The organism is Aeromicrobium piscarium (assembly GCF_007421815.1).
GTDB lineage: Bacteria > Actinomycetota > Actinomycetes > Propionibacteriales > Nocardioidaceae > Aeromicrobium > Aeromicrobium piscarium.
This window is the reverse complement of sequence record NZ_VLNT01000013.1, coordinates 1-12,510: the sequence shown is the minus strand read 5'-3', so window position 1 is coordinate 12,510 and position 12,510 is coordinate 1. Positions and strand designations below refer to the sequence as shown.

At 68.2% G+C, this 12,510-nt stretch carries 10 protein-coding genes; 4 read left to right on the top strand and 6 right to left on the bottom strand.

The window, feature by feature from the left end; genetic code table 11:
- Positions 1-50: 50 nt before the first annotated feature.
- Positions 51-953: an SGNH/GDSL hydrolase family protein gene (locus FNM00_RS14015; protein ID WP_143914175.1), complete on the top strand. Its 903-nt coding sequence runs from the start codon at positions 51-53 to the stop codon at positions 951-953.
- A 223-nt stretch (positions 954-1,176) separates the two neighbouring features.
- Here the strand turns inward: FNM00_RS14015 and FNM00_RS14010 are convergent, their stop codons facing one another.
- A complete protein-coding gene (locus FNM00_RS14010) occupies positions 1,177-2,016 on the bottom strand; it encodes a Bax inhibitor-1/YccA family protein (RefSeq protein ID WP_143914174.1) in 840 nt (279 codons plus the stop codon).
- Positions 2,017-2,116: 100 nt separating this feature from the next.
- On the opposite strand from FNM00_RS14010, the gene trmB reads away from it, so the two are divergent.
- Positions 2,117-2,836 carry a tRNA (guanosine(46)-N7)-methyltransferase TrmB gene (trmB, locus tag FNM00_RS14005; RefSeq protein WP_246065188.1) on the top strand — a complete coding sequence of 240 codons (720 nt, stop codon included), beginning with the start codon at positions 2,117-2,119 and terminating at the stop codon, positions 2,834-2,836.
- A 5-nt stretch (positions 2,837-2,841) separates the two neighbouring features.
- Here the strand turns inward: trmB and FNM00_RS14000 are convergent, their stop codons facing one another.
- A complete protein-coding gene (locus FNM00_RS14000) occupies positions 2,842-3,336 on the bottom strand; it encodes a VOC family protein (RefSeq protein ID WP_143914172.1) in 495 nt (164 codons plus the stop codon).
- A 63-nt stretch (positions 3,337-3,399) separates the two neighbouring features.
- On the opposite strand from FNM00_RS14000, the gene FNM00_RS13995 reads away from it, so the two are divergent.
- Positions 3,400-4,167, top strand: coding sequence for an AraC family transcriptional regulator (locus FNM00_RS13995; RefSeq protein ID WP_221933741.1), 768 nt, complete (start codon positions 3,400-3,402; stop codon positions 4,165-4,167).
- Here FNM00_RS13995 and FNM00_RS13990 read toward each other — a convergent pair.
- Positions 4,161-4,694 carry a TetR/AcrR family transcriptional regulator gene (locus FNM00_RS13990; RefSeq protein WP_143914171.1) on the bottom strand — a complete coding sequence of 178 codons (534 nt, stop codon included), beginning with the start codon at positions 4,692-4,694 and terminating at the stop codon, positions 4,161-4,163. The genes FNM00_RS13995 and FNM00_RS13990 overlap by 7 nt on opposite strands.
- An 85-nt stretch (positions 4,695-4,779) precedes the next feature.
- Here FNM00_RS13990 and FNM00_RS13985 point away from each other — a divergent pair, with 85 nt between their 5' ends.
- Complete coding sequence (locus FNM00_RS13985; RefSeq protein WP_143914170.1) at positions 4,780-6,273, top strand: MFS transporter; 1,494 nt, start codon at positions 4,780-4,782, stop codon at positions 6,271-6,273.
- 177 nt (positions 6,274-6,450) lie between these two features.
- Here FNM00_RS13985 and FNM00_RS13980 read toward each other — a convergent pair whose 3' ends face one another.
- The 3 genes from FNM00_RS13980 to FNM00_RS13970 all read right to left on the bottom strand — a co-directional run bounded on the left by FNM00_RS13980 (position 6,451) and on the right by FNM00_RS13970 (position 12,417).
- On the bottom strand, positions 6,451-7,263 hold the full coding sequence (locus FNM00_RS13980) for an HtaA domain-containing protein (RefSeq protein WP_143914169.1): 813 nt from the start codon (positions 7,261-7,263) through the stop codon (positions 6,451-6,453).
- Between the two features lie 70 nt (positions 7,264-7,333).
- Complete coding sequence (locus FNM00_RS13975; protein WP_185973165.1) at positions 7,334-11,215, bottom strand: HtaA domain-containing protein; 3,882 nt, start codon at positions 11,213-11,215, stop codon at positions 7,334-7,336.
- Between the two features lie 314 nt (positions 11,216-11,529).
- A complete protein-coding gene (locus FNM00_RS13970; protein ID WP_143914167.1) occupies positions 11,530-12,417 on the bottom strand; it encodes an IS3 family transposase in 888 nt (295 codons plus the stop codon).
- Positions 12,418-12,510 lie beyond the last annotated feature (93 nt).

Here is a 12,510-nt window from a genome sequence, read left to right as displayed (position 1 = left end):
GGCCCAACGGCCTCGCCCGCGGCGTCGGAGGCGATCCCTAGGATGGAGTCATGGCACTTCCGGACAAGACGACGAAAGCCGCCGCCGGCGCCCTCGTCGCCCTGTCGGGTCTGTATGGGCTCCTCATCGGCGAGGTCCTCCTCGCACGCAAGCGCATCGGCACCACCGACGAGGTACCCCCGCTCTCGGACGGCGTGTACGGCGTCGACTTTCCCGGCACGCCGCTCCGCGTCCTGCTCATGGGCGATTCCGCGGCGGTGGGGTACGGCATGAAGCAGGCCGATCAGACCCCCGCTGCTCTCATCGGGTTCGGCCTGTCCCACCTTATCGATACGCCGGTCGACATCGCGACGGTCGCCAAGGTCGGAGCGCGCTCCTCGCACCTGCGCGAGCAGGTCGCCGAGGGCCGCTCCCATCGACCCGACCTCGCCATCATCATCATCGGCGCCAACGACGTCACCCATCAGGTGCCCCCGCGGCGTGCGGGACGCCTGCTGGCGGCGGCCATCGCCGAGCTGCGCTCCCTCGGTGCCGATGTCGTGGTCGGCACCTGTCCCGACCTCGGCACCGTCAAACAGCTGCCGCAGCCGCTGCGGGTCGCCGCCCGGATCCTGAGCCGCAAGATGGCACGGGGTCAGCTGGTCGCCACCCTCGCCGCGGGCGGCCGGGCCGTCACCCTCGCGGACCTGCTCGGTCCGTTGTTCGTCTCCAAGGGGGATGTCCTCTTCGGAGAGGATCGCTTCCATCCCTCCGATGTCGGCTACGCCACGATGGTCTCGTTCCTCAACGCGGGCGCTGCGGCGTCCTGGCGCGAGCGACGCTCCGAGGACTACACCGGGGCGCCTCGCGACTATATGAGCGTCGCCCGCGCCGCCACGGAGGCGAGCGAGCACGGTGGCACCCAGGTCGTGCGCGACGGACGCCTCGCCCGCGTGCTGCGACGTCGTCGCTGACGCCCGCTTGCGCCCCTCTCCCCCTCGTGGCGGTAGACCAGCAACGTCATCGAAACCCGAAAAGGTTGACAGGCTACCCCCGCCGGGGAGGTGAGGTTGACGGCCTACCGCTACCCGCGAGGTGAGGTTGATGGTCTACCGCCACCTGGCTGGGCGAGGCGTCCGGGTAGGCGAAAGGGCCGGCACCCCGGTGGGGGTGCCGGCCCTTCGCGTCAGCGGAACCTCAGTCGTTATTGGCGAAGATCGCGAGGATGCGCAGGATCTCGATGTAGAGCCAGACGAGCGTGACGGTGAGGCCGAAGGCCGCGCGCCAGGACTCGCGCTGCGGCAGGCCCGCGGCCACACCCTTCTCGACGTAGTCGAAGTCGAGGATCAGCATGAACACAGCCAGCACCACGGCGACGGCCGAGACGAGCAGGCCGAGCATGCCGAAGCCACGGAGCCCGCCCTCATTGACCAGCGGAGTGAAGCTGAGGATGAAGTTGACGATGATGACACCGACGAAGGCGAACAGCGAGATCGTGACGACCTTGCGGAACTTCTCGGTGACCTGGATGTTGAAGAACTTGTAGGCGCCGAGCGTCGCGGCGAAAGCGATGATCGTGGCGAGCACCGCCTGGAACACGATGCCCGGGCTGCCCTCGGCGAACATGCCGGCGATCGCTTTGGAGAAACCGCCGACGAAGACACCCTCGACCGCGGCGTACGCGAGCACGAGACCGGGGCTGATGACCTTCTTGAAGGAGTTGACCATCGCCAGCACGAAGCCCACGATCGCGCCGCCCATCGCGAAGGTCATGGTGACGCCCAGAGCACCCGGAGTGTCGAGCGACGGCGTGAGGAACCAGGTGACGGCAGCGGCCAGCGCGACGAGACCGAGCGTGATGCCCGTCTTCTCGACCACGGAGTCGACCGTCATCCGATCGGTGCGGGCAGGTGCCTGCGGGGTGGCCGAGCCGGCGTCGCCGTTCAGGTCGATCGTCCACTGGGACGGATCCGAATGAGGCGTCGTGGCCCGGTTGAACTCTTCGCTTCGCGCGAAGACAGGATTGTTGCTGCGCATCAGTTCCTCCGGGTCGTGTGATGTGCTCTAGTCCTCCCATTGTAGTGGAACGCGGCAACCGGATCACTACCCCCGTGGACCAGCTTCGTAGAGTGTTCTGGTGAACCAGGAGACCGTCGACCCGCAGTATCACCGCGAGATCGTGTCGTTCATCCGTCGCGGTGGGCGGCTGACCGAGCGCCAGCAGGACGCGTGGGACGAACTGGCCGATGCCCATGTCCTCGACGTGCCGCGCGCGGTGTCGAGCACGTCGGTCGACACCGCGCATCGCCTCGATCCGGTCACGGTGTTCGGACGCGAGGCGCCGCTGGTCATGGAGATCGGCAGCGGCCGCGGCGAGGCGCTCGTCCATGCCGCGGCGCAGAACCCCGACACGGACTTCCTCGGACTCGAGGTTTACGTGCCCGGCGTCGCCCAGACCCTCGTGACGATGCGCCACGAGGGTGTCGCCAACCTCCGTCTCGCGATCGTCGACGCGGCCCAGGCGCTCGCCACGATGCTGCCGGAGGCCTGCTTGGAGGAGCTGCGGGTGTGGTTCCCGGACCCCTGGCACAAGAAACGTCACCACAAGCGCCGGCTGGTGACCGATGAGTTCGTCCCCCTCGCGGCTCGCGTGCTGCGCCCGGGCGGAACCTGGCGGTTGGCGACGGACTGGGAGGACTACGCCGAGCAGATGCGCGACGTGCTGTCGCGCGCCGACGACTTCGACTTCTCCGGCGACTGGTCCACGCGCTTCGAGGGCCGTCCGGTCACCAAGTTCGAGGCGAAGGGGATCGCGAAAGGCCGCACGATCCGCGATCTCGCCGCTGTCCGCCGCTGACCCTTCTACTGCTCGGCGGCCCAGGCGGCGACGCGGCGACGGCTCTCCTCGGCGGAGAGATCCTCCACGCGCGTCATGACGGCCCACCGTACGCCGAACGGGTCGAGGATGGACCCGAAGCGATCTCCGGACACGAAGGTGTCGACCGGCTCGCGCAGGGTGGCGCCGCGCTCGACAGCCCGCTCGACCACCGTGTCCGTATCGGACACGTAGACCGCGAACGAGGCCGACACCGCGTCCTCGCCGCTCGGCGCGACGAGCCCGTACTGCTCCATCGGATCGCTGAGGGTGAGACGACCGTGGCCGAGATCCAGATCGGCATGGGCGATGACGTCGCCGAAGCGGGTGACATCCTCGACCGTCGCGCCGAAGACCTCGCTGTAGAACGTGAGCGCCTCACTCGCCGGGGACACGACCAGGTGCGGGGTGATGCTCGTGCTGCCGTAGGGGATGCCGTTGTCGGTGAACTGTCCGGACGCGGCTCTAGGGTGATCGGTCATGGAGACGATCCTCGCGCTCGGACACACCGCGGGTATTGAACGAATCCGACACGGAGGCACGCAGTGATCGAGTCGAAGGGGCACGTTAATCCCGGCGACCCGGAGGTATGGTTCCGCCGTTTCACCATCGGACTGGACGACCTCGTGCGGCACGTCTGGGTCGTCCGCTGGTCGATCCCGGCCGGTGAGACCCGGCCGCAGCGGGTGCTCGCCTATCCGGCGGGCAATATCGTCCTGATGCCCGGTCACTGCCGGCTCTACGGCCCGGACCCCTCGGTCGACGTCCGTGAGCTCTCCGGCGAGGGCTGGGCCGTCGGGCTGCTGCTTCGACCGGCGGCCCTGCCGCTGCTGACCTCCACACCACCCGATCGGCTCGTCGCCTCCAGCGAGCCGATCACTCCCCCTCCAGGCGCTCTCGATCTCGACGACGAGGCCGCCTTGACCGAATCCCTGGCTACCTGGCTCGCCGACGCGGCAGGTCGCATCGACTCCTCCGGACGGCTCCTGAACGACGTGTGCGCGGAAGCCGAGAACGACGCCAGTCTCACCCGGGTCGACCAGCTCGCGGAGCATTTCGACCTCTCGACCCGCACGCTCGAACGGCTCGTCGCTCGCGGACTGGGCGTCTCCCCCAAGTGGCTCCTGGACTGCCGGCGACTCCAGGAGGCCGCCACCGTCCTGTTCACCGCACCCGGCTCCGATCTCGCCGGTCTTTCCGCCGACCTCGGCTACGCCGATCAAGCGCACTTCACCCGGCACTATCGCCGCGTGCTCGGCGAGACCCCCGATGCCACCCGGCGGGCGGGCCGCGCCGCCCGTCGATCTCACTGATCGAGCAGTGCCGCCAGTTCGTGGTCGACCCGAGCGCGCAGTTCCTCTGAGAGCGGCTCGCCGCCGATCGCCGCATGCAACCAGAGACCGTCCGCGGCCAGCTGGACGATGAGGCGCCGCACGCCGGCGTCATCGGTGCCTTCATCCGTCGAGGGTGCCCAGCGATCGAGCACCTCCTGCCACACGCGATGCAGCGACCGGTTGTCCGCCGCCTCGAGCATCAGCAGCAGCTCCGCCCGGGTCGCCTCAGTGGTCGATCGCAGGTAGGCCTCGACTCGTTCGCGGTCATCGAGCCGCTCGACCTCACGATCCCCCGCGGCCGCTCGGACGGCCGCGCTCCACTGCTCCGCCACGTGCCGGTGGATCGCCTCGATCAGCGCCTCGCGAGACGGGAAGTGATAGAGCAGGCCACCCTTGGTGACGCCCGACTCGGCGGCCAACGCCTCGAAGGTGAGGGCCGTGAGTCCCTCGCGCTCGATGATCGCGAGTCCGGTGTCGAGGATGTGCTCGCGCTTGCTCACACGCATGATGACCTCCTGGTGACGTACTCGTTACCCAAACTGTACCGTCCATCCGGTACAGTTTGGACGTTGTCGACCGAAAGGACCGCCGATGATCTCCCCGGCTCGTCGTTGGTCGCTGCTGGCGGTCGTCAGCAGCGCCCTCCTGCTCATCGCCCTGGACAACACCGTCCTCTACACGGCGCTGCCGACGCTGATCGAGGAGCTGGGCGCGAGCACGTCGCAGTCGCTGTGGATCATGAACGCCTACCCGGTCGTGATGGCGGGTCTGCTGCTCGGCGCGGGAACCCTCGGTGACCGGCTCGGACATGTGCTGATGTTCCGCATCGGCCTCACGGTCTTCGGCGTGGCCTCACTCGTCGCGGCGTACGCGCCCTCCACCGGTGTGCTCATCGGGGCCCGCGCCTTCCTCGCGGTCGGCGCCGCGTCGATGATGCCGGCCACCCTCGCGCTCATCCGGGTCACCTTCGAGGACGTCCGCGAACGCAATCTCGCGATCGCGGTGTGGGGATCGGTGGCCGTCGTCGGCGCCGCGATCGGCCCGATCATCGGGGGTGCCCTTCTCGAGGTCTTCTGGTGGGGGTCCGTCTTCCTGATCAACGTGCCGGTGGTCGTCATCGCGTTGATCGGCACCTTCCTCATCGCTCCGCCCGACCGCACCGACGAGCGCCAGACCTGGGATCTGACGTCCTCGCTGCTCGCGATGGCCGGACTGGTGTCCGTGGTCATCGCGATCAAGGAGTTCGCCAGCCTGCCGCCGTCGTGGCCCATCGTCGGCATCGCCGTGACGGTCGCCGTCGTCTCCCTCACGCTGTTCACCCGGCGTCAGCTGCGGCTCGCCCATCCGCTGCTGGACTTCGCGATCTTCCGCAACAACGCCTTCTCGGCCGGCGTCCTGGCCGCCGCGCTGACGATGTTCGTCCTCGGCGGTCTCCAACTCGTCACGACTCAGCGATTCCAGCTCGTCGAGGAGTTCACTCCCCTACAGTCCGGACTGCTGGTCACCGCGGCGGCGCTGGGGTCGGCGCCCACGGCCCTCCTCGCGGGCGGCTTCCTGCATCGCGTGGGACTGCGTCTGCTGATCGCCGGAGGCCTCGTCGTGACGACGATCGGGGTCGTCCTCGCCGCCACGACTTTCACCGCTCCCATCCCGGTCTTCGTCATCGCTCTCGCCGTGACGGGGCTCGGGCTCGGCGCCGTCATGGGTGTCGCGTCGACGGCCATCGTGGGCAACGCTCCCGCCCACCGCGCGGGCATGGCGTCCTCGGTCGAGGAGGTGTCCTATGAGTTCGGCAATCTCACCGCGGTCGCCTTCATCGGCAGCCTGGTCGCGCTCGTCTACACCGCCACGCTGACCCTCCCGGCGGGCGCGCCGCCGGAGGCCGGGGACAGCCTCGCGACGACGCTGCTCTACGCGAACGGCGATTCGGATCTGATCGAGACCGCACGGGCGGCCTTCGACCATGCCTACCTCGTGGTCATGATCGTCATCGCCGTCGTCACCGCACTCGGCGCCGGCGCGAGCCGCTACCTGCTCCGCCACCACGGTGCCGGCGTGCCCGCCTCGGCACATCCTCACCACTGACGCCGCCGCATCCATGGTCGCGGCGGAGGCCGGGACGGATGATGATGCATCGCGGTCGCCATCGCCGCCGTAACGCATCGGCTTCGGCCCTCCCCGCGACAAATGATGATGCGTTGTGGTCGCCATCGCGACCACAACGCATCATCATCGGTCACCCGCGGAGCGGGCGCTGGCGCGTCACTCGGCCTGGTTGCCCCGGCGGCGCAGGTACAGAGCCGTGCCGGTTCCGGCGGCCACGACGACGACCGCGGCACCGATGCCGATCGGAAGCCACGGCGTGCCGGACGAGTCATCAGACTCCGCAGCGGTCGTCTCGACATCGGACTCGTCGTCCGCCGCCGCCTCGGTCGGTTCGGGCTCCGGCTCGGCGCAGGCGAACTCGAAGGACACCGTCAGCGGGTCGAGCGCCTCCCCCGGAGCGTAGAAGTCCGCGAAGGCCGGAGCGCCCTGCTCGGAGAGCGCGACCGGCACGTCGGCGAAGGTTGCCGTGCCGCTCTCGGCATCGATCGGTCCGAGAGCACCGAGCTCGGCGATGGGCTCCTGGGTGACGTCGACCGCGACAGCACCGGATGTGTCCGTACCCCGGGTATCGAGGAGCAGCGTCGCATTCCCGTCCTCGCCGAACTGGACGGTCGGATTGGCCAGCGTCATGTCGAGGATGCCGTCATGTCCGGTGAAGTGGACGGTGCCGGTGAACGACACCTGGCCGGCCCCCGTCTGAGGATCGATCGATCCCGTGGCGGGCGTCCAGCCGAAGGACGGCGTCTCGTAGGTGGCGCCGTCGCTGGTCTCCCAGCTGCCGTTGGCGATGCTTCCGGAGATATAGGCGCGGAAGCTCTCCTTGATGCCCCAGCTCAGGGATCCCCCGGTGACCTCGCAGGTCTCAGCGGCGTCCGTCTGCTCGGCCGAGGCCGTCGCCGGCAGGGCCAGTAGACCCGCCGCGCCGATGGTCGCGGCGAGGGCTGCTCGTGCCATCGTCGTGCGCTTCATGTTCTGTGTCCTTTCGTGGGGCAGGGTCCGCCCCGCCGTGTGGCGGGGCGGACCCTGCGGCCGAGCTGGATCAGCAGCCCTGCTTCACCAGCTGACGACGACGGGCGAGGATCGCCGCACCGGCCAGCACCGCGAAGGCGCTCAGTGCCAGCAGGCCGGCATTGGCCTCCGCACCGGTCTTCGGCAACTGGCCCGGGTCGGTGCTGCCGTCACACGGGACCTCGCCGCCGAGGTTGGCGGTGAAGGAGACCGCGTCGAGCGCGGTTCCGGCGTCGTAGAACCCGGCGAAGGCCGTAGCGCCCGCGCCCGTCAACGTCGCGGAGGCACCGGAGACGCTGATGGTGTCCCCGTTGACCGCCCCGCCGCTGAAGGAGAGGTTCGCGAACGCGACCTCGCCGTTGACCACGGTCTCGCCCTTCGTGTTGGTCGAGCTGACGTGGGCATGGAGCACACCCGAGCCGGGGCCGGTGATCTGCACGGTGGGGTTGCTCAGCTTGAAGTTGAGCAGTCCGCCGTGACCGGTGGCCGTGATGGCACCGGAGTAGTTCACCTTGCCGATGCCGTTCGCGGCCGGGTTCACCGCGCCGCCGGTGGCCGAGAAGCTGCCGCCGGAGAACTGACCCTTGGCGATGCGTCCGCCGACGTACTCGCGGAAGCTGGCCTTCAGACCCCACTCGAGGCTGCCGCCGGTGACCTCACGAGCGACACACTGGTCACCCTGCTGACCGGCACCAGGGCCGGTGCCGGGCGTGGTGCCACCGTTGCCGTTGTCATCGCCGCCGCCGGGACCGCCGTCGACCGGGGTCTCCCCCGAGCCGCCGCCGGGACCCTGGACATCGTCGCAGTCGATCTGAGCGCCGGTCGTCACATCGAAGGACACCGGATCGAGCTCGGTGCCGGCCTCGTAGAAGCCGCCGAAGGCCCGCTCACCATCGGCCGTCAGCGTGGCCGCGGCGTTGGTCCAGGTGCGCTTGGCGCCGGACGTGGCCGGAGCGCTCAGCGCCAGATCGGCGAAGTGCACGTCCTTCGTCTCGAACCGCTCACCGACGCTGGTCATGTCCTTGAAGTCACGACCTGCGACGTCGACGTGCAGTCGAGCCGTGGTGGCCGAGGTGACGACCACGCGCGGATTGGTGAACTGCAGGTCGAGCGCGTAGTCGCTACCCATCTGGTGACCGGTGAAGCGGGCGCCGTTACCGGTGCCGTAGGCGACGTCGACGGCGCTGCCGTCGAGCGCCGACTTGCCGGCTCCCTTGGTCCAGACGAAGGCACCGCCGTCGGCCTGCGTGGTACGACCGAGCACCCAGATATTGCCGTGGGCGATCGGACCGCCGACGTAGTTGCGGAAGGACTGCTTCACGCCCCACGTCAGCGACTCGCTGGTGACCTGTCGGCACTCGCCGATCGGCTCAGCGGCAGCGACCGCGAAGGGCTGACGTCCGAGCTCGGTGCCCTTCGCATCACCGTCGGCCGCGAAGACCACGATGTTGTGGCTGCCGGCCGGGAAGCTCGCCGGGACAGTCCAGCTGGCCGTCGCCACGCCCTGCGCGTTCGCGACCGGGCTGCCGATCGCGATCGGATCGGAGTGCGCCTCGACGAAGACCTTCTCCTGCGGCTTCAGATCGGAGATCTCGATGTCGATCTTGTCGCCCGGCTTGACCTGCTTGGCCGGCGAACCGTTCTTCTCGATCTCGATCGTCGGGTTCGAGGGCTGCTCGGGCAGGCTCTCGACCGTAAGGGTCGCGGCATTGGTCTCGACTGTGCCGTGCTCGTTAGTGAAGACGGCGCGGTACTGCGTGCCGTCCTTGTCCGCCGACACATCGGCGAGGTCGAGCTTGGTCGTCGTCGCGCCCTTGATGTCGGACCAGTCGGCGTTGCCCGCCTTGGACTGCCACTGCACCGACGGGGCGGGGACGCCCTTGCCGGTCGCCTCGAAGGACACACTGTCGCCCTCGGCGATCGACGCAGCCGCGGGCTGCTTGACCACATCGGGCGAGGCCGTGTAGTCGCCGAGTAGCGCCGCCAGTTCCTGGTCGGCGTTCTTCACACCGCCGCCGGGGTACGTGTAGATGCCGAAACGGCCGTCCTTGACCAGGGTTTCAGGGGACTCGAGCGTCACATTCCAGGTGAAGGTGCCCTCATTCGACAGCGGGACCCACTGGTTCTTGACGATCTGCTGGTAGTTCGCGGGGATCTTGTCGACCGTGTCCTTGGTCAGGACCCAGCCCTGCGAGCCGATCTTGCGCTGGCTGGAGGCGACCTCGGCCGAGGGCTTCCAGTTCTCCGCGAAGTGACCGAAGGTCACATAGGTGCCCTGCGGGAGGGTGTTCGGGATCGGGACGCCGCGACCACCGACATTGGCCTCGGGGTCGAATCCGCTGCCGCGGACTACGAGCTTGTCGCCCTTCTCGAGATCGGCATCGCCGATGGGCGTCACTCCGTCCTCGGCGAAGACCTCGATCTTCGGCTCCCAGACCGGCTCCGGCTCAGATCCGGCCGCCTTGTAGTTCAGCCGAACTCCGAGCTCCTGGTCGGCGTTCTTCACGCCGCCGGCGCCGTAGGTGTAGATGCCGTAGTGGCCGTTCTCGGCGAGCTTCTCCGGCTCCTCGAGCGTGGCCTCCCAGGCGAACTCACCCTCCTCGGACAGCTCCACCCACTGGGCGCGGATCGCGCCCTGGAACATCGACGGCACCTGATTCAGCGCGTCCTCGCTGAGGACCCAGCGCTGCGAGCCGATGTTCCGCTCGCCATTGCCACCGGACGGCTGCCAGTTCTCAGCGAAGTGACCGAAGACCACGTAGGTGCCCGCCGGTGAGCCCGCGGAGATCGGGGGCCTGCCACCAGCCGGAGCGATATTGCCCTCCGGATCAAAGCCCGAGCCCTTGACGACGACCTTGTCGCCCTCCGACAGCTTCGTGTCACCCACCGGAGTCGTGCCGTCCTCACGGAAGACCTCGATCTTCGGCTCCCACACGGGGTCGGGGTCGGCGGTCTTCTTGACGGACACCGTCGCCGGGTCCGACGTGGAGCCGAGGTGGGCAGCGGCATCGGCCGGAGTGAAGACGGCGGTGATGCTGTGGTCGCCGACCGGGAGGTCGCCGGTCTTCAGCGTGGCGGTGCCGTTCTCGACGGTCACCGGCTCACCGAGCGCGTTCTCACCATTGCGGAACGCGACAGTTCCGGCGGCAGCAGGCGCGACGGTGGCGGCGAGGGACACCTCGGTGCCCTCCTCGACATCACCCTCGGGAGCGACAGAAAGGGTCGTGGTGGTGGCCTCGGGATCGGGCGTCGCGGCGACGGGCATGGTGAAGGTCAGCGGGTCGAGCTCCGTACCCACCGGGTAGAAACCACCGAACGCCTCGGCGCCGGCCTCGGTGAGGACGGTCGTGGCACCCGTCCACGTGTACGTCGTGCCGTCCTGAACCGGTGCGGGAAGAGTGACCGTGGCGAAGTACACGTTGGCCTGGTCGAAGAACTCGTCACTGATCGAGGTCATACCTTCGAACTTGCGGCTGCGGACATCGAGGTACAGGTCGGCTGTGGTCGCCGATGTCACCACGACGCGCGGGTTGGTGAACCGCATGTCCAACGCATCGGCGGTCTGACCGTCCACGGTCATCTCGTGGCCGCGGAAGTGCACGCCGTCGCCTGCACCGAAGCTCACATCCGCGGACGTACCGTCGGTAGCACCCGTGCCGGCACCCCCAGGCCAGCTGAACTCGCCGGTGGTGTTGCCGAGCAGCGTCACCGAGCCGTGCGCGATCGGGCTCTTGATGTAGTTGCGGAACGACTGCTTGACGCCCCAGTTCAGGGTCGCACCGGACACGGTGCCCTCTGAAGGGGCGGCCTGAGCGGCGCTGGGCAGCGCGATTCCACTCAGGACGATCAGTAATGAAGTCAACAGCACGAGCAGTGGGGACTTGCTCCGCGCGCGTGAAACGGGGGTTTCCACGACAGACGCCTCTCCTTGGTAGTCGCGACGCCCAGGAGGGCACCGCAATGGTCGCCAGTAAAGCTAAAGCTAGCCTAAGTAAGTTCAGGCTGACCTAAGGGGTCTCATTCTTTGGGCAATGAGTTCCGGCCGGCGCGATATCGCGGCTGCGGGCACGGACTGATGATGATGCGCTGCGGCTGTCATGGCGGCCCTGACGCATCACGTCTCGAGGAGGCCCGGACGCATGATGATGCGTTGTGGTTGCCATAGCGACCACAACGCATCATCACCGGTCTACGGGCCGTGATGCAGCCGTGGGTGACAGTTGTTGTTTAGGCAGCGGCTGCTGCGTCGGTGGTGATCTTGTCCTCGTACTCGATGGGGGTCAACCCGCCGAGTGAGTCCTGGGGGCGTTGCCGGTGGTACTTGCGTTCGATCCAGACCACGATCGCCAGACGCAGCTCCTGGCGGGTCGACCAACGTCGCTGGTTGAGCACGTTGGTCTGCAGTAGCGACCAGAAGCTCTCCATGGCGGCGTTGTCGCCGGCCGCCCCGACGCGGCCCATCGAGCCGACCATTCCGTGACGGTTCAACGTGTGGCCCATCTTCCGGGACCGGAACTGGCTGCCCCGGTCGGCGTGCAGGATGCAGCCGGCGACGTCGTGCCCTTCAGCCTTGCGACGTGCGACGGCGTTGTTGAGAGCATCGACGGCCAGCGAAGCGGGCATCCGGTCGCTGATCGAGTAGCCCACGACTCGGTGTCCGCAGGCGTCCTTGATCGCGCAGCAGTAGAGCTTGCCCTCGGCAGTCCGGTGCTCGGTGATGTCGGTGAACCAGACCCGGTTCGGGACGTCGGCGGTGAACATCCGTTGCACGTGATCGTCGAAGACCGGCGGCCCGGCCTTGGTGCCCTTGCCACGGCGGCGGCGTTGAGCAGCCGACAGGATGCCCGATTGCGAGCACAGCGACCATGCCGTCCGGCGACTCATCGACCAGCCGGCCTTCTTCGCCTCATGGCCGAGGAACCGGTAGCCGAATGTCGGGTCCTCGACGTGGGCATCGTGAAGGGCGTTGATCCGGTGCGCCTGGACCCACTCAGCGTCACTGACCGGGTTCTCGAGCCAGCGGTAGTACGGCTGACGCGCAAGCTTCAAGACCCGACACGCAACCGTGACGGGGATCCCGTCGCCGGCGAGCTCGCTCACGAGCGGGTAGATCATTTTGACGAGCCACCCAGCTTCAGGTTCGCCTGAGACAGGTAGGCCGCCGCTCGACGCAGAACCTCGTTCTCTTGCTCCAGCAACCGGTTGCGA